We start from the raw sequence: 22,493 nt of genomic DNA on the forward strand, positions 1-22,493 counted from the left end.
GATCCGCGCAGGATGGCTGCTGCGCGTCGGAGGGAGAATGTTACCGGCCTGCGCCATCCCTGACAGGCCCAAACGCCGTTATTATCTCAGGCAAATAGCTGGTGACACCAGGCTGCAATTGCCGCGCCGTGGCTGTCATACAGCAGTTTGGCGCTCATTACGGCAGAGACGGTGACCACCATTGGACGGATCAGCGCCTGTCCACGGCTGAGCACCATCCTCGCGCCCAGTCTGGCACCACATATCGCCCCCACCAGCATCACCAGCCCGGTTCCCCACACCACCTTGCCGCCGAACATAAAAAACAGCAGGCCGCCCAGGTTAGAGGTGAAGTTCAGGACCTTAGCATGCGCGGTGGAGCGGGCCAGGTTATAGCCGCAGAGGGTGACAAAGGCCAGCGCGTAAAAAGAGCCAGCGCCGGGTCCGAAAAAACCGTCATAGAAGCCGACACAGCCTCCTGCCACCAGCGCAAAAGGCAAACCGTGCAGCCGGCGATGACGATCCTCTTCGCCCACTTTCGGCATCAGCAAAAAGTAGAGCCCGATAGCAATCAGCAGCAGCGGCAGGACCTGACGCAGCAGTTCAGCATGGATATGCTGGATCAGGATTGCGCCCACTACAGAGCCAACAAAGGCCATGGCGATATTGAGCTTCTGCTCGCGGAGATCCACCGCCTTACGCCTGACAAAGTAGAGGCTGGCAGAGAAGGAGCCGCCAACGGACTGTACTTTATTCGTCGCCAGCGCCTGCGCCGGGGAAAGCCCAAACGACAGCAGGGCCGGAACCGTCAGCAGCCCGCCACCTCCGGCAATGGAGTCAATAAACCCGGCCAGCATAGCGATAAAAAACAGCCCCGCAACCAGCAGCGGGCTGACGACAAACCAGTCCATTCTTTGTCCTTACAGAAGATGTTTATCCAGCAGTGCCTGACAGGCGGCCGGAAGCGGCGGCGGCTCACGTTTTACCGGTTTCCCGCTGCCGGGCTTCGGCGGCGCAAACCAGCTCTGCAACTCTGCGCCGCAGCCGTCGCCCGGCGGAGGAGCGGGCTGATCCTGACACTGCAGGCTTCCCGCCGGACAGCGCAGACGCACGTGCATATGTGCCCGATGACCAAACCAGGGCCTTACCTTGCGCAGCCAGTCGCGATCCGCTCCGGCATCGGCGCAGAGCTGCTGTTTAATCGCCGGATTAACGAAAATGCGCGTGACGTCGCTGTCCTTCGCTGCCAGCTTAATAAGGCTGTCGATTTGCGGCTGCCAGTGTCGGGCGACAACGCTTTTGCCATCGGCCGAGACCAGATCAAGTGGCTGCGGCTTTAGCAGCATCTGCTCACTCCAGCGGGTCTGAGGCAGCTGTAGCCAGATATCCACATCCAGCCCGGACTGGTGGCTGGCGTGACCGCTGCTAAAGCGCCCGCCCGCCGCCATGCCCATATCCCCGATCATCACCTCGCCCAGATGCAGGTTATGCACCTGATTGCTGAGCCGCTGGATAAACAGGATCAGATCGGGATGACCAAAGTAGCGGCGCTGATCCTGACGCATCACCTGATAGCCGGTAGCATTAAGCGGTAGCGTTTCCGCGCCTACGATACAGCCATTTGCAAAGGCGCCAATGGACTGCGACACCCCAGGGATCGGCTGGCGAATAGATTGCCAGGGCGTGGCGGCATAGCTGGCGGTGCCAATCAGCAGCGCGCTCAGGGCGAAAAGAATTTTTTTCACAGGGTCACCAACGTGGGATGTCCGTTTTCACGTCAGCGTTTTGAGCACGCTGGCGCAGCAGGTGGTCCATCAGGACGATCGCCATCATCGCTTCAGCGATAGGCACCGCGCGAATACCCACGCAGGGGTCATGGCGACCTTTAGTGATCATTTCCACCTCTTCGCCAAAGCGATTGATGGTTTTACCCGGTACGGTGATGCTCGAGGTGGGCTTCATGGCAATCGTTGCAAGGATCTGCTGGCCGCTGCTGATACCGCCGAGAATGCCGCCAGAGTGGTTGCTCTGAAAGCCGTCCGCGCGGATCTCATCCCGATGCTCACTCCCGCGCTTATTAACCACCGCAAAGCCGTCTCCGATCTCCACGCCTTTCACCGCGTTGATGCTCATCAGCGCATGGGCCAGGTCAGCATCCAGGCGGTCAAATACCGGTTCGCCCAGGCCTGGCGGGACATTCCCGGCTACTACGGCGACCTTAGCGCCAATGGAATCGCCCTCTTTTTTCAGCGCGCGCATCAGTTCGTCAAGCGCATCGAGCTTAGACGGATCGGGGCAAAAGAAAGGGTTCTGTTCGATCTGATCCCAGTCCCGCAGCTCACAAACCACATCGCCCATCTGCGCCAGATAGCCACGCACCACAATCCCGTGTTTCATTTCCAGGTACTTTTTGGCAATCGCCCCGGCCGCCACGCGCATGGCCGTTTCGCGCGCTGAGGAGCGCCCGCCGCCGCGATAGTCACGCAGACCATATTTCTGTTCGTAGGTGTAATCCGCGTGGTTAGGGCGGAAGACATCTTTGATGGCGCCATAGTCCTGAGAGCGCTGATCGGTATTCTCAATCAGTAAGCCGATGCTGGTGCCGGTGGTGACGCCTTCAAACACGCCGGACAGGATTTTGACCCGGTCAGGTTCGCGGCGCTGAGTGGTATAGCGTGAGGTGCCGGGACGGCGACGATCAAGATCGTGCTGAAGGCACTCTTCGGTAAGGGGAATTCCCGGCGGTACGCCGTCAACAATACAGCCGAGCGCCACCCCATGGGATTCCCCAAAGGTGGTGACACGGAAAACCTGCCCAATCGTGTTACCAGCCATCTTGACCTCTTAATTCTGTTTTAAAGGCTCACTGTTAGCCGCCGGAAACCCTCTGGTGAGGGCCTCCGGCGGGGTGCCTTATCAATGCTGTATAGGGTTTTTAATCTTTAAACATGCTGAAATGGTGCGCAGCGTCGATAATTTGCTGCCGCGTCAGCATAAACACGCCGTCCCCGCCGTTGGTGAACTCCAGCCAGGTAAAAGGCACATCGGGATACTGTTCAATCATATGCACCATGCTGTTGCCCACTTCACAAATCAGCACGCCCTTTTCGCTCAGATAGTCCGGCGCATTGGCCAGAATACGACGCGCCAGCTTCAACCCATCGCGGCCCGCCGCCAGCCCCAGTACCGGCTCATGGCGGTATTCATCGGGCAGATCGTCCATGTCCTCTTCATCCACGTACGGCGGATTAGTCACAATCAGATCGTAAGGCGTTTTCGGCAGCTCCCGGAACAGGTCGGCACGGATGGGCGTCACGTTGTGCATCATCCCGTGTGCGTCAATATTCTGCTCGGTCACCGCCAGCGCGTCGGTAGAGATATCGACCGCATCCACCTCGGCCAGCGGGAAGGCATAGGCGCAGGCAATGGCCAGACAGCCGCTGCCGGTACACATATCCAGAATAAGTTGTGGGTCATCGGTGACGATCCCGTCAAAACGCGCATTGATCAGCTCGCCAATCGGTGACCGGGGCACCAGTACGCGCTCATCGACGTAAAATTCATGGCCGCAGAACCAGGCTTTGTTGGTCAGATAAGCTACCGGAATACGCTCATTGATGCGGCGGATAACGCGCTCAACAATCAGATTACGCTCGCTGGTCGTCAGCCGCGCAGTGCGCATGTCTTCCGGAATATCCAGCGGCAGATAAAGCGACGGCAATACCAGCTGGACGGCTTCGTCCCACGGGTTATCGGTGCCGTGTCCGTACCAGATCCCGGCGGCGGAAAAGCGGCTGACCGACCAGCGCAGCATGTCCTGAATGGTGTGCAGTTCCCTGACTGCCTCATCAACGAAAATTTTGTCCAACGTGCCCTCCACAGGCCTGGCGACTCTCTGGCCGCTAGTTTGCCATGAAGCGCAGCTAAATTCAGCGCAGCAGCGTGAAAAAGCTGACATTTGTTTTCAGATGGCAAAAGTCAGGTAGACTGGAGGTATTATTGCAGCGGATTCAGGATAAACCGCGTCCAACTCAGCGGGATTACGGCAGAAAATGAGTAAAAATAAACCTCTCAGCACCGAGGACCTGGCCCTGTTTCGTGGGCTGATGACTGGAACGCGTCAGCTGGCCCAGGATACAATCGTCCATAAGCCGGTGCGCAAAAAGATAAGCGAGGTACCACAGCGGCGCCTGCTGTCAGAGCAAATTGACGCCAGCCACTACTTTTCAGATGAGTTCCAGCCGCTGCTGGCCGAAGAGGGTCCGGTGCGTTATGTACGCAGCGACGTCAGCCACTACGAGCTGAAAAAGCTGCGTCGGGGTGATTACACGCCGGAGATTTTTCTGGATCTGCATGGGCTGACGCAGAAGCAGGCTAAATCAGAGCTGGGCGCGCTGATTGCCGCCTGCCGCCGCGAGCACATCTTTTGTGCCAGCGTGATGCATGGGCATGGTAAACACGTGCTTAAGCAGCAGACGCCGCTGTGGCTGGCGCAGCATCCGATGGTCACAGCCTTTCACCAGGCNGCGGGGCGGGGCTGCCGAAGACTACATCGCTTTTGCCAGCTTGGACGGGCTAACCTGCCAGACAAGCGTTCCGCAGTCTTTATCTGCATTGTATTCAATGGAGGCGATAGCCGAGGTGGCGAACATGGGCGGTGCTTCCTGGGGACAAAGCTCGGAAACGAGGTAACCCACCAGCGGCAGATGGGAGATAACCAGCGCGGAATGCACGCCCTCTTTCGCTAATGCCTGAAGGTAGCAGGCAACCAGCGCCGGATCGCCGCCAGGCGTCAGCTCCGGCAACACATCCTGCCCGTCCGGCAGCGGCAGCGCCTCGCGCACCGTCGCCAGCGTTTGCTGAGCGCGTAAATAGGGACTCACCAGCACCCGCTCAATATCCACCTTCTGGTCATTGAGCCAGACAGCCATCTGGCGTGACTCATCGCAGCCGCAATGAGTGAGAGGTCTTACTGAATCACTGGCCGCATCGAGCGCCGCGTCGCCGTGACGCATAATGAAAACTTGCATAATGCACCGCTGTTGTTAAACAAAAACGCCGGAAAACACAGCTCTCCGACTCTTCATTCTGTGAATGAACGCTGTGTTGTACCCTAATGCCTTAATGCGAGTCAACCGATTGTTTACTAAATGAGCGCTTTGCAGAATAGCCCCATTATCCCCCTTCTGAGAGCAAAAATCTAACCCGCTGAATCGGCATGGCTATTTAAATCCTTCCCGTCAGGACAGAATTTTGACTGGCTCAGGGCCATTTCGCGCAGCCGTTCGCAGGGGGTAAATCGCTCACCGTGCACCTGTGTCAACCGCTCCAGGGTCCGCACCACCTCTTCCGCACCGAGCCTGTCCATGTAGCGGAAAGGCCCCCCCAGGAAGGGTGGAAAGCCGACGCCAAACAGGGCGCCGATATCGCCATCGCGGGGAGAGCGGATCACCTGTTCATCCAGCGTCCTCGCCGCTTCATTCAGCATCATCATCACGCAGCGCTGGGCAATATTTTCAGGGCTGAGGTGTGCCCGGGGGGTGAGGTTAAGCAGCCTGTAGATGTCGGGATCGGCCCGTTTTTTTCTGCTCAACCGACGGCCGTCATACAGATAGAAGCCCCGGCCATTTTTTCGACCTTTACGATCGTCATTCAGGATTGCCTCTACCGCTGCGGGCGCGCTGAAACGCTCTCCCCATACCTCGGTCAAAATGGGCAGAATATGCGTACCGATATCAATGCCTACCTCATCAAGGAGCTGGATCGGACCGACCGGAAAGCCAAACTGCACCAGCGCGTTATCTATCGCCTCTATCGGCTCTCCTGACAGCAGGCAGTGCAGCGCTTCATTTATATAGGGCGCCAGAATGCGGTTAACGTAGAAACCCGCGCGATCCGCCACAACAATTGGCGTTTTGCCCAGTTTTTTCGCCAGCGCGACGGTAGTGGCAACCGTTTCGGCACCGGTACCCGCATGCGGGATCACCTCAACCAGCGGCATTTTGTCAACCGGGCTGAAAAAGTGCAGGCCAATAATATTTTCCGGCCGCTGCGCCCCGGCGGCGATATCGCCGATGGGAATAGAGGAGGTGTTCGAGGCAAATATCGTTTTCGGGCCGCAGTGCGCCTCCACCTCCGCGACCATCTGCTGCTTCAGGGGCAGCGCTTCAAACACCGCCTCCAGCACCACGTCACGCCGGGAGAACCCCGAGAAATCAGTACTGCCCGTGATAAGCGCCATCTGCTGCTGTCGCTCGGCCGGGCTGATTCGCCGCTGATTGACCTGTTTAGTCAGGCGATCCCAGCTGTATTTCATCGCGTGGTTGATGCCCGCGCCGTTGATATCTTTGATACGCACCGGCAGCCTGCCGCGCGAGGCCACGACGCAGGCGATCCCGCCGCCCATCAGCCCACCGCCCAGTACGCCGACTCTGCCGATCTCATGAGGCTGCGCATCCGCTCCCGGCTCCTTTTTCATTTCGCTGGTGGCGAAGAAAATACTGCGCAGCGCGGCGGACTCCGGCGTCATCGCCAGCTGACCAAAGGCTTTGGCTTCCGCCTCATAGCCGCTACCGCTGCCGTGCTGCAGGCCGATACGCACCACGGAGAGGATTTTGTCGGTGGCCGGATAGTTACCCCGGGTTTTGGCCCGGATCTGTCTGCCGGCGATGGCAAAAAGTAAGGCCCGCCCGGCAGGCGCATTAAGCAGCCGCTGGCGCAGCGGCAGCGCCTTTTTCAGCGTCCTCCCCTGCAACACCCGATTTACCGCAGTATCCAGCAGGACAGACTGCGGCACCGCCTCATCCACCAGCCCCATTTTCAGCGCCTGACGGGCACGCAGGGTTTTGCCGCTAAGGATCAGATCCAGCGCGGCGGAAGTGCCGACAAGCCGGGGTAGCCGCTGCGTGCCGCCCGATCCGGGTAGCAGGCCCAGCTGAACCTCCGGCAGGCCAAGGCGGGTTTTATCATCCAGGGTGCAGACGCGCTGATTGCAGGCCAGCGCCAGTTCAAGACCGCCCCCGAGGCAGGCGCCGTGGATCGCTGCCACCATCGGCACCGGCAGCGCGGCAATCTCCGCCATCACCTTTTGCCCTTCCCGCGCCAGCGTTTCCGCCTCTCCCCCCGTTTTACATCCGGCGATCATTGCAATATCGGCCCCGGCGATAAACGAGTCCGGCTTACCTGAAATAAGTACTATCCCGGCCAGCTGCGGATTTTGGCGGGCACGGCCAATAACCTCGCGGATTTGGCTGGCAAACTCCGCCCTGAGCGTATTCACCTTCTCGCCGGGAACGTCCAGAGCGATCACCGCCACGTTGTCGGTGCGCATGGTTAGCGTGAACGCCGTTGGATTTTCCATCACTCTGCCTCCAGAACCATTGCGGCACCCAGGCCCCCGGCCGCACAGGCGGTGACCAGCCCCAGGCCGCCTCCGCGTCTGCGCAGCTCATTGAGCGTCTGGGTGATCATCCGCGCACCGGTCGCCGCAAAAGGGTGACCATAGGCAATCGATCCGCCCAGCACGTTGAATTTTTCGTCATCCACTTCCCCCAGCGCCTGGGGTCTGTTCAGAATATCGCGGGCAAAATGCGGATCCGCAAACATTTTTAAATTGGCCAGCGTCTGTGCGGCAAAGGCTTCGTGCATATCAATCAGCGTCAGATCGCCGAGGGTAACGCCTGCGCGATCCAGCGCCAGCGGTGAGGCCCAGGCCGGTCCCAGTAGCATGTCGTGGCGCACATCAATAGCGGTAAAGGCATAGCTGCGCAGGTAGCCAAGCGGTGTAATGCCCAGCGATTTTGCCCGCGATTCGCTCATCAGTACCACCGCGGCGGCACCGTCGGTGAGCGGCGTGCTGTTAGCGGCGGTCACCGTGCCGTGGCGGCGATCGAAAGCAGGCCGCAGCTTTGCATAATCTGCAAGGCTTGAATTCAACCGCACATTATTGTCCTGCGCAAACGGAGCGTGCCAGGGCGGTACACAGGCGGTCATCACCTCATCGCTCAGCCTGCCCTCCTGCCATGCCTGCGCCGCTCGCTGATGTGAGCGATGCGCCAGCGCATCCTGCTGCTCGCGGGTAATCGCATGGCTTTTTGCCATCTGTTCGGCGGTATCGCCCATCCGCAGTCCGGTAGAGTATTCCGCTACGGCGGGTGGAACGGGCAGCAAATCGCGCGGCCGGAGCTGGCTGATTAGCTTCATTTTTTGCGAAAAGTGCCTGGCCTTGCTGAGGTCCACCAGCACCCTGCCCAGCTTTTTGCTTACGCCGATGGGCAGGACCGAAGAGGAATCGGCTCCGCCCGCAATACCCGCCTGAATATGCCCAACCATCAGGCTTTCCGCGACGCTGGCTACCGCCTGAAAGCTGGTCGCACAGGCGCGGCTGACGCTCCAGGCGTCGGTATGGACGCTCATCCCGGTGCCGAGGACGATTTCCCGCGCAATGTTGGGTGCCTCCGGCATCTGCACCACCTGACCAAAAACCAGCAGCTCAATTACCTCGGGAGGAAAGTCGCTGCGCGCGAGCAGTTCGCTAATCAGCATCTGGCCCAGCGCCACGGCGGGAATGCCGTGAAGCGCGGTCGCCTGCCGGGCAAAGGGAGTGCGTAATCCGTGAGTAATGGCGATGCGATCGCCGCTGCGCGTTAGCAAAGGTAGCGCTTTGCTCATTCTTATCACCTGTTAAAGGGTCGCGGGCATCATTGCCAAAGAGGTCAGACCTCTAATGTTAACAAGGATTTTACAAGGTGCACGGAGGGAGGGATAAAAATGAGAGGAAACACACGCTTTGTGCCCCGGTGAGCAGGCGACAGCCGCTCACCGGCACGAAGAACTTAACGCAGGCCGAGCTGGAAGATCATGGTTTCAGCCTGGCAGCTAAAGGTAAAGTCTGCGTCCAGGCGCACGCCCTCTGGCGCTTCGCTATAGCGGCTGGTGATAACACAGGGTTCGGATTCAATGCTGCGGGCTTTTTCCGTCAGCTTGGCCAGCATAGCAGCGGCCTGCTGTTGATCGTTATACAGCTGACTCCAGCTTGCCGTGCAGTCGGTGTTATCCATGATAGTGCCAACGTCAACACAACAGCAGGCCGCGGTTTCATTGGCGCTGCATTTATTAATGGAATGCGTCATAGGATCTCCAGTTATCTGCCTCAGGGCAGCGCGTTATTAATTGTCTGCGCCGAGTTTACGCCTCTCTTTCAGGCTTGTCTGACGCCAGCCTGAATTAACGGCGTTTAGTGATGAAAATCACAGTTAAATTTGATCTAACGCAAACTGACGCGGCCTGAAACGTTATCTGGCGGTATTTGTAATAGAGATCTCTTTTTTATGATCATTTCTGCAATATTTATAAAACAATATTGCTACTTAGACACAGGTCGGACCTATACTGTGGAACTGGTCTGATTTGTGAGCCGTATATCAGCCCCTACAATTCGCGATCCCCTGTTACGATATGTAACAGAGCTTAATAAAAAATCCCGATAATGAGGTTGTGGTCATGAACCATAAATCCCTGTTTAATAAGTCTTCTCTTGCGGTGGCAGTCGCAATTATCTCGTCAAATGTTTCAGCAGCCGGCTTTCAGCTTAACGAGTTTTCCGCTATTGGTCTGGGACGCGCCTATTCTGGTGAAGGCGCAATGGGGGATACCGCCGCCTCTGCCAGCCGTAACCCCGCCACAATGGCGCTGATGGATCGGCCCATGTTTTCCGTCGGTGCGGTATTTATTGACCCTGATGTCTCGGTTGACGGTAATAGCCCCACGGGCCGCAGCCTGAATGCCAATAATATTGCCCCCACCCAGTGGGTGCCGAATATTCATTATGTTCAGCCGCTCAACGATAGCTGGTGGCTCGGCGCCTCCGCTACGTCCAATTATGGTCTGGCAACGGAATATAATAGCGATTACACGGCAGGACCCTACGCCGGTAAAACCGATTTACAGACCGTTAATCTTAATTTAAGCACGGCTTATCGTCTGAATGAACATTTCAGCTTCGGCGTGGGCTTTGATGCCGTTTATGCCCGTGCCAAAATTGAGCGCTATGCGGGTGAAACCGGTTCAGCGCTTGGACTCCCTGCGGATACGCAGATCGCCCGCTTAAAAGGGGATGAGTGGGGCTATGGCTGGAACGCAGGCATTCTTTATGAAGTGGATAAGGATAACCGCTTTGGCTTTACCTATCGTTCTGAAGTGAAAGTCGATTTTGATGGCGACTACAAGAGCAGCGTGCCGGGCTATCTCAATCCCATTAATCAGGCGCTGAATCTCGGCCTGCCTTACGGCACCAACGGCAATACCATTCCCGGCTCGCTGAGCCTGGATTTGCCGGAAATGTGGGAAGTCTCCGGCTATCATAAAGTCGCCCCGCAATGGGCCGTCCACTACAGTCTGGCTTATACCAGCTGGAGCCAGTTCCAGCAGTTGAAAGCGACCGGCAACGGCGGCCAAACGCTGTTCTATAAAGATGAAGGTTTCAAAGATGCTTACCGTATCGCGCTGGGCACCTCCTACTTCTACGACGAGAACTGGACGTTCCGCACCGGTATTGCCTTTGATGACAGCCCGGTTCCTGCCGATAAGCGTTCAATCTCCATTCCCGATCAGGATCGCCTGTGGCTGAGCGCGGGTGCCTCCTACGCCTTCACGCAGGATGCCTCTGTCGACGTTGGCGTCTCCTATATGCATGGCCAGCACGTCACGGTTGAAGAAGGGCCTTACACCTTCAACTCTACCGGCAAAGCCTGGCTGTACGGCGCAAACTTTAACTACAAGTTCTGATTTAACCTTTCAACAGACGAAGTCAGTCGGGGGGAGAACGCGCTTCTCCCCTGCTCCTGTGCTCAACGTGCGTCAATTTAAAGTGGGACCTTCACCGATGCGCGGTTCAGGCAATCCGTCAATACGGGCGCGACAAGGAACGGTCGGGGAGTTTCCTCTGCCGTTCCACTGCCGCTGTGCGGGAGGGTTTAGTTAGCGTCGATATCGTTGAGATCGCCCTGAATCGCCGAGGCGTTCGGATTTTCCTGCGGGATCAGCTTACCGTCGCTGGCCAGGAAATCGTGGCGCTGGAAATATGCTGCGCGCACGAAGGCGTAAGGATCGTTAGAGTTGCGCAGGATCGCATCGGAGTCCAGCAGCTGAGCTCGGGTTTCTACCCCTTCCAGCGCCCACTTCCCTGCTGACAACCACCAGGTCAGCCAGCTAAGCGGTGCGTAGAGATCATCCACCAGTCCACCGGCGTCTTCACGCGGAGTGAAGCTGCCGTAACCGGGGACTTCCACGTATGGCCCGTAGCCCACACCATAGTTACCCAGCGTGCTGCCGAAACGGCGCGGCTCTTCCTTAGCAAGTTTGGGATTAGCCATCCCCGCGACGTCGATAAATCCACCCAGCCCCAGCACGGTATTCAGGAAGAAGCGGTTGAAGTGGATCATCGCTTTATAGGGCTTACCCTCAACAAAATAGTTCACCATCGTGGAAGGTTCACTGAGGTTGCCGAGGAAGTTGCTCAGACCGGTACGTGCCGGGATCGGCACGTAATCACGCCACGCAACGGCAACGGGGCGCACCACATAAGGGTCCAGAACGTTATAGTTAAAGTTAAACATTGACCGGTTAAACCCTTCCAGCGGATCGGATCGTCCCTGCGGCTCATCCGCCGTCTGGGAGCTGGCGCACCCTATCAGCAGTACGCTCGCCAGCGCGATACCCGTCACACGGTAGCTCATATCTCTTTTCCTGTAGTCTGAAGTCAAACGCCTGCGGTTACTTCTGCTGCCGATCAATCGCAATCGACAGCTGCTGATGCCCGTCAAACGGCGTTACTGCGCTGGTACCGAACCAGTCTCCGGCCTGTGGGTTGGCACTGCCATCGCGTGAGATACGCACCCGAACCAGAACCTGATGCTGCGCGGAAAGCAGGCGTTCCGGCATCATGGCATTGCTGTCGTCCAGCGTCAGCGTAAGTGGAAAATGGCTTAACGGCATTTTTTTTACCGCCACGGGGACGGGAGAAACACCATCGGAAACGGAAATATACAACACTCCGCCTTCCGGTAACATTTTTTCTGCCTCCGGCGCCAGGGTGACGTTGAGCGCCAGTCGGCTTGTCTGCCTGCCCGCATCGGTGCGGGCCTGCTCAATGCTGCGCCGTATTGTGTCCGACCGTTTATCGTCAGCCGGTAACAATTGTAACATCTTTTGCCATTCTGCTATGGCCTGGTCGTAATCCTGTCGGGCAAAAGCATTAAATGCTAACAGACTGAGAATCCGCAGATTCGTCCCGTCCTGCTTAGCCATTTCACTCAGCATCTGCGCCGCCTGGCGGAGATTCTGCGGATCCTGCGACCGCGTCAGGACATCAGCATAGCTCAGTTTGACCTCGGGGTTATCCGGCGCAAGCTGCATCGCATGCTGGAAAGCCTGTGTCGCCGTAGCCGCGTTATTCAGCACCATGCCAATACGCCCCAGCATCAGCCAGTCATTCACGTTCCTGGGATCGCTCTGCAGTGAGGTGCGGATCCCCAGCCCGAGCCGCGCCAGCTGGTCCATACTCAGAGGCTCGGCGTTAGGATCCATCACCTGGGCGCGTAGCGCAGGCAGGTCGAGCTGTGCCTGCTGCCATGACATCACCTGGGCAAAGCCGCCGGTTTTAAAATAAAAACCCAGAGTCACGACAATTAATAACAGGATCCCAGGCAGCAGCACCCAGCGGCTCAGGGTGCGCGCGTGGATCTGCTCATCCTCAGGTATATCCAGCAGCAGCGTTTGCTGCAGCTCACGGATCATCTCCGCGCGTTCACCCACCACGCCCTGGGCTTCATCCTCTTCCAGCTCACGCAGGCGCTGGCGGTAAAAACGCGTATTTAGCGCATCGCGCTCCGCCGCCAGGGGTGGATGCCTGCGTCCACCGGCAATCAGCACCAGGCCGCAGGCCGCGATTAGCAGCACCAGCAGGGTTAGTAAGAATGCACTCATGATTGCTTCCCATTGTTCTTCAACAGCGCATCCAGTCGCTTCTGCCCGGCATCATCCAGTGGCGGGGCGGTAAGCTGGCGCTTCCTGCTACGCAGAATAATCACCAGCGCGCCAATAATCACAAACAGTACCGGGCCCGCCCAGAGGATCAGCGTGGACGGCATCACCGGCGGGTCGTAGGTCACGAAGTTGCCGTAGCGCGCCACCATATACTGCCTGACCTGCGCCGGGCTCTGCCCCGCCTGCAGCAGCTCGTAAACCTTCAGCCGCATATCGCCAGCGATCATTGCATTCGAGTCGGCAATGCTGTTGTTCTGACATTTCGGGCAGCGCAGCGATTCGGTCAAATGGCGATACTGCTGCTCCTGTGCCACCGAGGCGAATTGGTAGGTATCAATATTACCGGCCAGCGCGCTCAGGCTAATCAGGCTTATCACGATCAGTAAAAAACGTTTCATACACCTTCCCTGCTGTATTTATCCCAAAGCGGCTTCACTTCCTTCGCCCAGACGTCGGCATTCATATCCCCCGCGTGGCGGTAGCGGATAATCCCTTTGCCATCAATCAAAAAGGTTTCAGGGGCGCCATAAACGCCCAAATCCAGCCCTAGCATACCGTCGCCGTCATACAGGCTTAGCGCGTAAGGATTACCCAGCGTATTCAGCCAGTTAATCGCCTTACCGCGATCGTCCTTATAGTTCAGACCCACTACCCGCACGCCCTGTGCGGCCAGTACATTGAGATACTGATGCTCTGCACGGCAGGTGGGACACCATGTCGCCCAAACGTTAAGCAGCACGGGTTTGCCGTCGGTCAGCACCGTGCGATCGTAGGTTGTCCCCGGCTGGTTAAGCGATTCCAGCTTAAAGACCGGCACCGGCTTGCCCACCAGCGCGGACTCCAGCAGCGTGGGATCGTCACCGTTGGCGTTGCGCGTCAGCTGCCACATCAGCGCAGCGGCCACCAGCAGAAACAGCACCAGCGGCAGGTAAAGTATCTTCTTATTCATGTCGCCTCCCTTTCGGCCTTCCGGCGTGAGCGATAGCGCGGGTCGAGCAGGCAGAAAATGCCGCCAACCGCCATAAATACCCCGCCGAACCAAATCCAGCGCACAAAAGGTTTGTAATAGATGCGCACCGCCCAGGAGCCGTCATCCAGCTCTTCACCCAGCGCAGCGTAGAGATCGCGGGTCAGTCCGCCGCTAATCGCTGCTTCAGTCATCATGGTGTGCGCCACGCTGTAGTAGCGTTTCTCCGCCTGTAGCGTCGCCTCGTGATGTCCCTGACGGGTTACGTCGATAATGCCCGCGCCGCCGGTATAGTTTGGCCCCTGTATCTTCTGTACATCGCGGAAGGTGAAGTGATAATCGTGAATATCCACGGTATCCCCAGGCCGCATCCGCACATCGCGTTCCACGCTGTAGTTCTGGCTGAAGGCGATACCGATAACGGTGACCGCCACGCCAAGATGGCCGAGCACCATGCCCCAGTGGCTGCGGGAGAGATGACGCAGCCCGGCAAAAAAGCGGTGGCGATGCGTCGCCCGTTCGTGCAGCTCCATCAGGGTCAGGAAAATGACCCACACCGCCATCAGCAGGCCGACGACGGCCATCGCCTCAATGCGATCCTGCATCAGCCACGGCAGCAGAATCGACAGCACCAGCGTACCAGCCACGGCAATGCCCAGCCTTTTCCACAGCTTTTGCGGCTGGTCACGCCGCCAGCGCACCAGCGGACCCACGCCGAGCATCAGGGCCAGCGGGGCCATCAGCAGGGTAAACAGGCTGTTAAAGAAGGGTTCCCCTATCGAAATGCTGCCCAGTCCGAGCTGCTTATGCACCAGCGGCAGCAGCGTTCCCAGCAGCACCACCAGCATCGCGGCGATCAGCAGCACGTTATTACCGAGCAGGAATGACTCGCGCGACCACACTTCATTCTGCACCCGGCTGCGCACCTTGCTGCCCTTAATCGCGTAGAGCAGGAGTGAACTGCCAATGACGATTACCAGGAAAGCGAGAATAAACATGCCGCGGGCGGGATCGGAGGCAAAGGAATGCACCGAAATCAGCACGCCGGATCGCACCAGGAAGGTACCCAACAGGCTAAGGGAAAAGGCGGTAATGGCCAGCAGCACGGTCCACGCCTTAAAGGTGCCGCGCTTTTCGGTCACCGCCAGGGAGTGGATCAGTGCCGTCCCGGCCAGCCACGGCATAAAGGAGGCATTTTCCACCGGATCCCAGAACCACCAGCCGCCCCAGCCCAGTTCGTAATAGGCCCACGCCGACCCCAGGACGATACCCATGGTCAGAAATACCCACGCGGCGGTGGTCCAGGGACGCGACCAGCGCGCCCAGGCGGTGTCGAGTCTGCCCGCCATCAGCGAGGCGATAGCAAAGGCAAACGCCACCGAGAAGCCGACGTAGCCCATATAGAGCAGCGGCGGGGGAAAGATNGAGTCTGCCCGCCATCAGCGAGGCGATAGCAAAGGCAAACGCCACCGAGAAGCCGACGTAGCCCATATAGAGCAGCGGCGGGTGAAAGATCAGGCCGATATCCTGCAACATTGGGTTAAGGTCGCTGCCGTCAATGGGGAAATCAGGCAGCGTGCGGGTAAAGGGATTTGAAGTCAGGGTGATAAACAGCAGAAAGCCAAGGTTGATCATCCCCATCACCGCCAGTACGCGAGCGATAGCATCCTGCGGCATGGTCCGGCTGAACAGCGCGACTAACAGCGTCCAGGTACTGAGCAGCAGCAGCCACAGCAGCAGCGATCCCTCGTGCGCCCCCCAGGTGGCCGCCACCCGGTAGTAAACCGGCAACAGCGTGTTAGAGTTGGCCGCCACGTAGGCCACGCTGAAATCATTTACGACGAAGGCATGAACCAAAATCATAAAGGCGGCGGCAATGCAGGCGAACAGCGCATAGCTGAGCGGCCGCGCCAGCCCCATAAGGCGGACGTCCTGACGCGCCGCGCCCCACAGGGGGTAGATGCTCAGCAGCAGCGAAAGGGCCAGCGCCAGACAGAGCAGGAAACTGCCGATTTCCGGCATCATGACTGGCCTTCCGCTGCGGCTGTCTGCCAGGCCGTGGCCGGGCTTTTATGGTTCTTTTTCATTGCATCCTCAATTTCCGGCGGCGTGTATTTCTCATCGTGCTTCGCCAGCACCTCTTTGGCATTCACCAGGTTGCCCTTCTCCAGCACCCCCTGTGCTACCACGCCCTGCCCTTCACGGAACAGGTCGGGCAGGATCCCCAAATAGGTCACGCTAATCACGCCGTTACCGTCGTACAGTTTGAACGAGACCTGTAGCGTATTCGGATCGCGCTTCACGCTGCCTGGCATCACCATTCCCCCGACGCGCAGACGCTGGCCCGGTTCGGGTTTGCTGTGCTCCTCTCCTTTCCCATTCAGTATTTCACTGGGGGTATAAAAAAGGTCGATGTTGGAACGCAGCGCGTACATCACCAGCGAAGTGGCAAGTCCAAGGCCGACCAGGATCGCCACCACCACCACCAGGCGATTTTTACGACGGGTATTCACGGTTGATCTCCTGCCGCTTCACCGGCGGCTTTTTGACTTTTTGCCGCACGGACGCGGCGTTCGCGCGACTGGCGCTTACGAATATCGGCCAGCAGCCAGCGGCGCTGTAGCAAGGTGTGCAGCACGAGCCCGCCCAGCGCGAGCAGGGTACAGGCGACGGCCAGCCAGACGTAGAAGGCATAGCCGCCCATGGCGAAGAACGCCGGCCAGGATGAAAATGCGGGGGTCATCGTTTTTGCCCTCCTTTTGCCACCACGTCAGCCACCCACGGGCGATGACGCTCGGTAAAGAGCAGCAGATTACGTAAACGCATCAGCGTCAGGGAGATAAACAGCAGCAGATAACCGAGAATCGACCAGCGCAGCGGCGTACGCATACTGGGGTCAATGGCCTGCTGGAGTATGCCGGAGGAGCCCTGGTGCAGGGTATTCCACCACTGTACTGAATAGTGAATGATTGGCAGGTTAACCACGCCCACCAGGATCAAAATTCCCGCTGCCCGCCCGGCCATACGACGATCGTCAAAGGCATTCGACAGGGCAATCACGCCCATATAGAGAAACAGCAGTACCAGTTCGGAGGTCAGCCGTGCATCCCAGATCCACCAGGTGCCCCACATCGGCTTTCCCCAGGCCGAACCGGTAACCAGCGCAATAAAGGTGAACACCGCGCCAACCGGCGCCATCGCCGCTGCCGTCAGGTCGGCCATTTTCCACTGCCATACCAGACCGACAAACGCGGCGATGGCCATTGAGGCGTAGATGCCCATCGACCACATCGCGGCGGGCACGTGGATATACATGATGCGGTAGCTGTCGCCCTGCTGATAGTCGGCGGGCGCGAAGCCGAAGCCCCATATCCAGCCTAAACCGAGCGAGGCAACCCCCAGTACGGCAAACCAGGGGAACAGCCGGCCGCATAACCCGTAGAGCCGGTCAGGCTTGCCCTGTTGATGTAACCATTTCCACATTATTATTTTGCTCACATTCAAAGAAAAAGCGTTCTGGTGTTTTTTATAAAAATACGGTTAGTGCACGCTTACGCGCAGCGCGGCTGCGGTGGCAAAAGGCGCCAGCGTAATGCTGGCGACCAGCATGGCGCCCAGAATCGCCAGGAATCCGTCAATCGGTAAACCCTGTCCCGCCGCGTCTATCGCTGCACTGGCAAAAATCAGTACCGGCACCGCCAGCGGCAGCACCAGCAGGCTAAGCAGAACGCCGCCGCGTCGTAAACCGACCGTCAGCCCCACGCCTATCGCGCCCAGCAGGCTCAGCGTTGGCGTACCCAATAGCAGCGTCAGCGCAATGGCGCGCCAGCGGGCAAAGTCGAGCGAGAGCAGCAGCGCAGCCAGCGGAGAGAGCAGCAACAGCGGCAGTCCGGTCACCACCCAGTGAGCGGCCACTTTCCCTAATACCGTTATCGGCAGCGGGGCGGGCAGCAGCAGCAGCTGTTCCAGCGATCCATCGACAAAGTCATCGCGGAACAGACGCTCCAGCGCCAGCAGCGAAGAGAGTAGCGCCGCGACCCAGACGATGCCCGGGGCAATACGCGCCAGCAGCTGGGGTTCCGGCCCGATACCCAGCGGAAACAGGGTGATGACGATCAGGAAAAACCACAGCGGATTAATGATTTCAGCGCCGCTGCGAAAGGCAATACGCAGCTCACGCTTTAGCACGCGCCAGAACATCAGGTTACCTCCGCAGAGGTCAGTGAGAGTTTGCGAACCGTGCGATGCGACGCGGGCAGATGCTGATGGGTCGTCAGAATGACCAGGCCGCCGGCCGCCGCATGGCGCTCAAACAGCCCCGTCAGCTTATTTACCCCGGAGACATCAATCGCGGTCAGCGGCTCATCCAGGATCCACAGCGGCGAGGGACTCAGCCATAGCCTGGCCAGCGCCACGCGGCGCTGCTGCCCTGCCGACATCAGGCCCACCGCCACCTCTTCGTATCCCGTCAGTTCGACCTCATCCAGTGCCGCCAGCAGGGCCTCTGCCGAATGGGCGGGGTGAAAAAAACGCAGGTTCTCAAAGGCGGTCAATACCGACTTCACGCCGGGCTGATGGCCGAGGTAGAGCAAATCCGCATGATAGCGCTCACGCTGGCGATGAACAGGATGTTGATGCCAGCGCACATCGCCCTGCTCAGCCCGGCTCAGGCCTGCGAGGATGCGGAGCAGCGAGGTTTTTCCCGCGCCGTTAGCGCCTTCAATCTGCACGATGTCGCCCGCTGAAACGGTAAAACTAAGATCGCTAAACAGCGTACGTTCATCTCGAACGCAGGTGAGATTGTGGGCTTCCAGCATCAAATTACGTCGCACTCGTGAATGTTGAATGAAATAGTACCACAGGAAATCATGGCATCGCAGTCTCACGACGTACGTCTCATACCCATGGCATGCGCATTATGCCCGCAAAAAACAGGGAATATGATGAAAAATACCGCATGGTTAAAGCTTTGTTACCCTTATCATTAAATACCGTTACATTCCGCCTGCCGGGAAACCCGCTACGCTTATCAGGCACATTATGTATCAGGGCCGACAGGAGCAGCCAAGTGAACGACAAAACCAATAAAAAAAGTGATGTTGAAGTTGACAGCAAAGAGAGTGAGAGCGGCGAAGAGATTGAGGTGAATGAAGAGGCCCTGCCCTCGCGCGCAGCGGCGGTGCATGAGCAAATTCGACAGGAAGGTGAAAAAGAGCTGGAGCGCGATGGCTTAGCGCTGCTGTTTTCCGCCGTTGCAGCGGGCCTGTCGATGGGGGCCTCGCTGATGGCGAAAGGGATCTTCCACCTTCATTTCGAGGGGGTCCCAGGCGCCTTTTTACTGGAGAACTTCGGATATACCTTTGGCTTTATTATCGTCATCATGGCGCGTCAGCAGCTGTTTACGGAGAACACCGTGACCGCCGTGCTGCCGATAATGCATAAACCGACCGGCCGCAATTTTCTGCTGCTGTTGCGTTTGTGGGGCATCGTGCTGGGCGGTAACCTGATTGGGACGGCGGTGGCTGCGCTGGCCTTTATGCATATGCCCATTTTCGATGAGGCCACGCGCACGGCATTTATCGGCCTCAGTCAGAAGGTGATGGAAAACTCACCAGGCGAGATGTTTGCTAAAGCGATCGCTTCAGGCTGGATTATCGCCACGATGGTCTGGATGTTCCCTTCAGCGGGCACGGCAAAGCTCTGGATTATTGTGCTGATGACGTGGCTGGTAGCGATAGGCGACTTTACGCATATCGTGGTCGGTTCCGTCGAAACGCTTTTTCTGGTGTTTAACGGCATTATCAGCTGGAAGGAATTCCTCTGGCCATTCGCCCTGCCCACTCTGGCGGGAAACATCATCGGCGGCACCTTTATCTTTGCGCTGATAAGCCATGCGCAAATCCGCAACGATATGAGCAATAAAACGTCGTAATGACTCAGGCACTATGAGCAACAAAACGTTGTCATGACTCAAAGGGGAGCCGCTGGACGCAGCGCGCTACCCCTTCTTTGCAGAGGCTCAGTTAAAAAGTGCGAAGGTTTTAACGTAAAATGAGCTCGCAAACAGCACGTATCCCAGCCATACCAGCAGGATCAACCCAATTGAAAATTTCAGTGACATAGCCTGTTCCTCTCTCTCACACAGCAAGGGTGCCCCTTGTTTACGTGGATTTACATTAGAACGCGGCGAGCCATGAGATATTGATCCAGCGCAAGTAAGCATGCGTAAAGAGAATTCAGATAATCTCGACTGAAACATATAAAGCCGCCGCTGAAAAAAACAGCACCTAAGCGTCCTGTTTTTGCCCCAGCTCAGATATTTGATATTCCTCAACATTAGCGTCAAATTTTATGATACTATCCCTGTCGCTCTGGGTCGTTAGCTCAGCTGGTAGAGCAGTTGACTCTTAATCAATTGGTCGCAGGTTCGAACCCTGCACGACCCACCAGGCGGCCATCGTATAATGGCATTACCTCAGCTTCCCAAGCTGATGACGCGGGTTCGATTCCCGCTGGCCGCTCCAACTGCTTGAAAAAAAGCGAGCAGTTACGCTAAGATACTGCCCCTGGCGAAGAGTATGTCGCCATCTTGTACCGCGTCTCCTTAGTTAAATGGATATAACGAGCCCCTCCTAAGGGCTAGTTGCAGGTTCGATTCCTGCAGGGGACACCATTCAGTACCTCGCCTTCATCCTCTACTGATGTCACTACAGGAAATAATCTGTTCATCTCTAATTAATGCAGTGCATACCTGGCAACGTCCGTTTCTGAAACTCAGCCTGCATATGACTGGGCACCTCAAATGGGAACATTCTCCACACTGCTACGCCCTCAACTAACGGGCGGAAGCCCCATCAGGTTGATTTCATCCATATGCCGCTTATTGAGGTTGATCTCGCACTGTTCGCGGTAGGACTGATAATCATAGGCATCTTCATCAATCTCAGGGGCAACCGCAAGACACAACTCCTGTCGGTACTGTTTCCATTTCTCCTGCGCTTCCAGAAATCTCCTGCTGTAAACATCGCCAGAGGTTTCTTTAGCGTCCTCTTTGCCATTAAATGGACCAATGTTGTTCGCCTTGATCCGTTTATCCGTTTCCGAAATTAGAGCGTCGAGCTTCCTGTCGCTGTCATCCTTTTTTTCGCAAGGCAGTCATAGGCCATGGGAATCGTTTTCTCTTGCTTAAAACAGATATTACGCTCAGCTCCCCATGACAGGGCAGCATTGGCAGTAAGAGGAAGTGCCGAACAAGCCAACAGCAGTGTAATCACGTATTTTTTCATCGTAAATACCCCAATCTTTTTCTGTGACCTTCATAGCTCATATACACAGGATCGTTTTTAATGTGTTCTGCCAGGGCGTTTTTCCCAGTAATCGCGGCCCGTATCAATGCGGGCGCGTTATGAACACCCTGATAAAAAATATCGACCACCACATCTCTGATTTTTATGTCCAGAGCATACCAGGCAGGAGCATTGGATATGGATTTTGCCACCCGGCTGTAAAAACTACGAGCCTCACTCAGTTTTGTTTTATAGGCGATCTCGAAGAGATGAATTTGTTGCTGATGGGTGATTTCGCCCATGAGTGGCCCGTATACCCTGACAAACTGCTCAGCCTGTCGACTTTTAAGGTGAGCAGCTGCACTTCCCAGACGTTCTAAAAACTCTAAAACCCTTCATTGCCAGAGAAAATCGCCTTCACCAATACCCTGCTATGCTCTGCCTAAGCAAATGCAATTGATAGACATTTTTGATACCTGGTTCCATCCTTTTGCCATATATACTGTTCTTCGAAATCCAAATCGACGGCGCGAAACCACAGGAAAAACACTTCCCATCAAAACATAGCGCGGGCGCAAGCTCGCGGTAATCATAATAGGGCGCGTTCGATGCTGGCAAAAGGAATTAGCCCAGGGATGCACGTTAAGCCGGGAATATAAGCGCAGGGCATTAGCGCAGGAGTGTAATTTCTGCCTACGATATCAGTATACGGTCACGAGACATCCTGACTGGCGAAACCCGCACCCTTTTTACGTGGGGGGTTCGGTCTCTTCCTCACTTTCACCCGCATGGGTCAGGTCATACGCTGCCTGGGCTTTATCCAGTGCCGCTCCATGTTCCAGCGCCCAGTCATACAGCGCGATAAACGGCTGTTGTAACGTTTGTGCCAGCGGCGTGAGGCTGTATTCAACCCCAACCGGGGATGTGGGAAGAACTTCGCGGATCACCAGGCCATTACGTTCGAGTCGCTTCAGCGCATCTGCCAGCGCTTTATGGGTGATCCCATCCAACCGACGACGGATTTCATTAAAGCGGGAAGGCCTGGAACAGAGCACCGTGAGAATTAAAATCGACCATTTATTGGTGATATGTTCCAGTACCGGGCGGGTTTTCCCTACGTCTCTCAATACGTTAGCGTCTGGATGTGCCATGGCAATATACTCCGGGATACCTGATATAAACAAAGTGCGTAATTGATATTAAATATAATATATATA

Annotated in this window: 22 protein-coding genes, 3 tRNA genes and 2 pseudogenes; 6 read left to right on the top strand and 21 right to left on the bottom strand. The window is 57.0% G+C overall.

The window, feature by feature from the left end:
- Positions 1-86: 86 nt before the first annotated feature.
- From A1830_RS11175 to prmB, 4 genes are all read right to left on the bottom strand, one after another.
- Positions 87-890, bottom strand: coding sequence for a sulfite exporter TauE/SafE family protein (locus A1830_RS11175; RefSeq protein ID WP_067705773.1), 804 nt, complete (start codon positions 888-890; stop codon positions 87-89).
- Positions 891-899: 9 nt separating this feature from the next.
- Positions 900-1,724 carry a penicillin-insensitive murein endopeptidase gene (mepA, locus tag A1830_RS11180; protein ID WP_067705775.1) on the bottom strand — a complete coding sequence of 275 codons (825 nt, stop codon included), beginning with the start codon at positions 1,722-1,724 and terminating at the stop codon, positions 900-902.
- A gap of 4 nt (positions 1,725-1,728) precedes the next feature.
- Positions 1,729-2,814, bottom strand: a complete 1,086-nt coding sequence (gene aroC / locus A1830_RS11185; protein ID WP_067705777.1) for a chorismate synthase — start codon at positions 2,812-2,814, stop codon at positions 1,729-1,731.
- A 100-nt stretch (positions 2,815-2,914) separates the two neighbouring features.
- Positions 2,915-3,847: a 50S ribosomal protein L3 N(5)-glutamine methyltransferase gene (gene prmB, locus A1830_RS11190; protein ID WP_067705779.1), complete on the bottom strand. Its 933-nt coding sequence runs from the start codon at positions 3,845-3,847 to the stop codon at positions 2,915-2,917.
- Positions 3,848-4,031: 184 nt separating this feature from the next.
- Between prmB and smrB the strand changes: the two are divergent.
- Positions 4,032-4,502, top strand: a pseudogene (gene smrB / locus A1830_RS11195) (endonuclease SmrB); the annotation flags it as partial.
- A gap of 24 nt (positions 4,503-4,526) precedes the next feature.
- On the opposite strand, the gene sixA reads toward smrB, so the two are convergent.
- The 4 genes from sixA to A1830_RS11210 form a co-directional block, all read right to left on the bottom strand.
- Complete coding sequence (gene sixA, locus A1830_RS21450; protein ID WP_073981000.1) at positions 4,527-5,009, bottom strand: phosphohistidine phosphatase SixA; 483 nt, start codon at positions 5,007-5,009, stop codon at positions 4,527-4,529.
- A gap of 170 nt (positions 5,010-5,179) precedes the next feature.
- Positions 5,180-7,339, bottom strand: coding sequence for a fatty acid oxidation complex subunit alpha FadJ (fadJ, locus tag A1830_RS11200; protein ID WP_067705781.1), 2,160 nt, complete (start codon positions 7,337-7,339; stop codon positions 5,180-5,182).
- Positions 7,339-8,649: an acetyl-CoA C-acyltransferase FadI gene (gene fadI / locus A1830_RS11205; RefSeq protein WP_067705784.1), complete on the bottom strand. Its 1,311-nt coding sequence runs from the start codon at positions 8,647-8,649 to the stop codon at positions 7,339-7,341. Before fadI ends, fadJ begins: the two co-directional genes overlap by 1 nt.
- 164 nt (positions 8,650-8,813) lie before the next feature.
- A complete protein-coding gene (locus tag A1830_RS11210; RefSeq protein WP_073981001.1) occupies positions 8,814-9,110 on the bottom strand; it encodes a YfcZ/YiiS family protein in 297 nt (98 codons plus the stop codon).
- A gap of 370 nt (positions 9,111-9,480) precedes the next feature.
- Here A1830_RS11210 and fadL point away from each other — a divergent pair, with 370 nt between their 5' ends.
- Positions 9,481-10,764 (top strand): long-chain fatty acid transporter FadL, encoded by a 1,284-nt coding sequence (gene fadL / locus A1830_RS11215; RefSeq protein ID WP_067705786.1) that lies wholly within the window; start codon positions 9,481-9,483, stop codon positions 10,762-10,764.
- Between the two features lie 188 nt (positions 10,765-10,952).
- On the opposite strand, the gene mlaA is transcribed toward fadL, so the two are convergent.
- The 10 genes and pseudogenes from mlaA to ccmA all read right to left on the bottom strand — a co-directional run bounded on the left by mlaA (position 10,953) and on the right by ccmA (position 18,807).
- A complete protein-coding gene (gene mlaA, locus A1830_RS11220) occupies positions 10,953-11,714 on the bottom strand; it encodes a phospholipid-binding lipoprotein MlaA (RefSeq protein ID WP_067705789.1) in 762 nt (253 codons plus the stop codon).
- Positions 11,715-11,751: 37 nt separating this feature from the next.
- Positions 11,752-12,963, bottom strand: coding sequence for a c-type cytochrome biogenesis protein CcmI (gene ccmI / locus A1830_RS11225; RefSeq protein ID WP_067705791.1), 1,212 nt, complete (start codon positions 12,961-12,963; stop codon positions 11,752-11,754).
- A complete protein-coding gene (locus A1830_RS11230) occupies positions 12,960-13,421 on the bottom strand; it encodes a cytochrome c-type biogenesis protein (RefSeq protein ID WP_067705794.1) in 462 nt (153 codons plus the stop codon). The genes ccmI and A1830_RS11230 overlap by 4 nt, the downstream gene beginning before the upstream one ends.
- On the bottom strand, positions 13,418-13,972 hold the full coding sequence (locus tag A1830_RS11235) for a DsbE family thiol:disulfide interchange protein (RefSeq protein WP_067705796.1): 555 nt from the start codon (positions 13,970-13,972) through the stop codon (positions 13,418-13,420). The genes A1830_RS11230 and A1830_RS11235 overlap by 4 nt, the downstream gene beginning before the upstream one ends.
- Positions 13,969-16,015: pseudogene (locus tag A1830_RS11240) on the bottom strand (heme lyase CcmF/NrfE family subunit). Before A1830_RS11240 ends, A1830_RS11235 begins: the two are co-directional and overlap by 4 nt.
- Entirely contained in the window at positions 16,012-16,503 is a 492-nt protein-coding gene (gene ccmE, locus A1830_RS11245; protein WP_067705798.1) for a cytochrome c maturation protein CcmE, read from the bottom strand. Before ccmE ends, A1830_RS11240 begins: the two are co-directional and overlap by 4 nt.
- A complete protein-coding gene (ccmD, locus tag A1830_RS11250; protein WP_067705800.1) occupies positions 16,500-16,733 on the bottom strand; it encodes a heme exporter protein CcmD in 234 nt (77 codons plus the stop codon). Before ccmD ends, ccmE begins: the two co-directional genes overlap by 4 nt.
- Complete coding sequence (locus A1830_RS11255; RefSeq protein ID WP_067705801.1) at positions 16,730-17,473, bottom strand: heme ABC transporter permease; 744 nt, start codon at positions 17,471-17,473, stop codon at positions 16,730-16,732. The genes ccmD and A1830_RS11255 overlap by 4 nt, the downstream gene beginning before the upstream one ends.
- A gap of 57 nt (positions 17,474-17,530) precedes the next feature.
- Complete coding sequence (gene ccmB, locus A1830_RS11260) at positions 17,531-18,190, bottom strand: heme exporter protein CcmB (RefSeq protein WP_067705802.1); 660 nt, start codon at positions 18,188-18,190, stop codon at positions 17,531-17,533.
- A complete protein-coding gene (gene ccmA / locus A1830_RS11265; RefSeq protein WP_067705804.1) occupies positions 18,190-18,807 on the bottom strand; it encodes a cytochrome c biogenesis heme-transporting ATPase CcmA in 618 nt (205 codons plus the stop codon). Before ccmA ends, ccmB begins: the two co-directional genes overlap by 1 nt.
- Positions 18,808-19,058: 251 nt before the next feature.
- On the opposite strand from ccmA, the gene A1830_RS11270 reads away from it, so the two are divergent.
- The 4 genes from A1830_RS11270 (at position 19,059) to A1830_RS11285 (ending at position 20,663) form a co-directional block, all read left to right on the top strand.
- Positions 19,059-19,922 carry a formate/nitrite transporter family protein gene (locus A1830_RS11270; RefSeq protein WP_231877614.1) on the top strand — a complete coding sequence of 288 codons (864 nt, stop codon included), beginning with the start codon at positions 19,059-19,061 and terminating at the stop codon, positions 19,920-19,922.
- 441 nt (positions 19,923-20,363) lie between these two features.
- Positions 20,364-20,439: transfer RNA gene (locus A1830_RS11275), tRNA-Lys, on the top strand.
- Between the two features lies 1 nt (position 20,440).
- A tRNA-Gly gene (locus tag A1830_RS11280) sits at positions 20,441-20,514 on the top strand.
- A gap of 74 nt (positions 20,515-20,588) precedes the next feature.
- A tRNA-Arg gene (locus tag A1830_RS11285) sits at positions 20,589-20,663 on the top strand.
- A 433-nt stretch (positions 20,664-21,096) separates the two neighbouring features.
- On the opposite strand, the gene A1830_RS23340 is transcribed toward A1830_RS11285, so the two are convergent.
- From A1830_RS23340 to A1830_RS11305, 3 genes are all read right to left on the bottom strand, one after another.
- Complete coding sequence (locus A1830_RS23340; RefSeq protein WP_067705806.1) at positions 21,097-21,276, bottom strand: hypothetical protein; 180 nt, start codon at positions 21,274-21,276, stop codon at positions 21,097-21,099.
- Positions 21,273-21,578: a lysozyme family protein gene (locus tag A1830_RS11300; protein WP_067705808.1), complete on the bottom strand. Its 306-nt coding sequence runs from the start codon at positions 21,576-21,578 to the stop codon at positions 21,273-21,275. The genes A1830_RS23340 and A1830_RS11300 overlap by 4 nt, the downstream gene beginning before the upstream one ends.
- A 447-nt stretch (positions 21,579-22,025) precedes the next feature.
- On the bottom strand, positions 22,026-22,427 hold the full coding sequence (locus tag A1830_RS11305) for a winged helix-turn-helix transcriptional regulator (protein WP_067705809.1): 402 nt from the start codon (positions 22,425-22,427) through the stop codon (positions 22,026-22,028).
- Between the last annotated feature and the right edge of the window lie 66 nt (positions 22,428-22,493).

The organism is Erwinia sp. ErVv1 (genome assembly GCF_900068895.1).
Classification (GTDB): domain Bacteria; phylum Pseudomonadota; class Gammaproteobacteria; order Enterobacterales; family Enterobacteriaceae; genus Erwinia.

What these genes read in the sequence shown, in the direction of transcription:
- A1830_RS11175 (WP_067705773.1), bottom strand. Translation starts at nt 890, where the DNA reads ATGGACTGGTTTGTCGTCAGCCCGCTGCTGGTTGCGGGGCTGTTTTTT.
- aroC (WP_067705777.1), bottom strand. Translation starts at nt 2,814, where the DNA reads ATGGCTGGTAACACGATTGGGCAGGTTTTCCGTGTCACCACCTTTGGG.
- sixA (WP_073981000.1), bottom strand. Translation starts at nt 5,009, where the DNA reads ATGCAAGTTTTCATTATGCGTCACGGCGACGCGGCGCTCGATGCGGCC.
- fadJ (WP_067705781.1), bottom strand. Translation starts at nt 7,339, where the DNA reads ATGGAAAATCCAACGGCGTTCACGCTAACCATGCGCACCGACAACGTG.
- fadI (WP_067705784.1), bottom strand. Translation starts at nt 8,649, where the DNA reads ATGAGCAAAGCGCTACCTTTGCTAACGCGCAGCGGCGATCGCATCGCC.
- A1830_RS11210 (WP_073981001.1), bottom strand. Translation starts at nt 9,110, where the DNA reads ATGACGCATTCCATTAATAAATGCAGCGCCAATGAAACCGCGGCCTGC.
- fadL (WP_067705786.1), top strand. Translation starts at nt 9,481, where the DNA reads ATGAACCATAAATCCCTGTTTAATAAGTCTTCTCTTGCGGTGGCAGTC.
- mlaA (WP_067705789.1), bottom strand. Translation starts at nt 11,714, where the DNA reads ATGAGCTACCGTGTGACGGGTATCGCGCTGGCGAGCGTACTGCTGATA.
- ccmI (WP_067705791.1), bottom strand. Translation starts at nt 12,963, where the DNA reads ATGAGTGCATTCTTACTAACCCTGCTGGTGCTGCTAATCGCGGCCTGC.
- A1830_RS11230 (WP_067705794.1), bottom strand. Translation starts at nt 13,421, where the DNA reads ATGAAACGTTTTTTACTGATCGTGATAAGCCTGATTAGCCTGAGCGCG.
- A1830_RS11235 (WP_067705796.1), bottom strand. Translation starts at nt 13,972, where the DNA reads ATGAATAAGAAGATACTTTACCTGCCGCTGGTGCTGTTTCTGCTGGTG.
- ccmD (WP_067705800.1), bottom strand. Translation starts at nt 16,733, where the DNA reads ATGACCCCCGCATTTTCATCCTGGCCGGCGTTCTTCGCCATGGGCGGC.
- A1830_RS11255 (WP_067705801.1), bottom strand. Translation starts at nt 17,473, where the DNA reads ATGTGGAAATGGTTACATCAACAGGGCAAGCCTGACCGGCTCTACGGG.
- ccmB (WP_067705802.1), bottom strand. Translation starts at nt 18,190, where the DNA reads ATGTTCTGGCGCGTGCTAAAGCGTGAGCTGCGTATTGCCTTTCGCAGC.
- ccmA (WP_067705804.1), bottom strand. Translation starts at nt 18,807, where the DNA reads ATGCTGGAAGCCCACAATCTCACCTGCGTTCGAGATGAACGTACGCTG.
- A1830_RS23340 (WP_067705806.1), bottom strand. Translation starts at nt 21,276, where the DNA reads ATGAAAAAATACGTGATTACACTGCTGTTGGCTTGTTCGGCACTTCCT.
- A1830_RS11300 (WP_067705808.1), bottom strand. Translation starts at nt 21,578, where the DNA reads ATGGGCGAAATCACCCATCAGCAACAAATTCATCTCTTCGAGATCGCC.
- A1830_RS11305 (WP_067705809.1), bottom strand. Translation starts at nt 22,427, where the DNA reads ATGGCACATCCAGACGCTAACGTATTGAGAGACGTAGGGAAAACCCGC.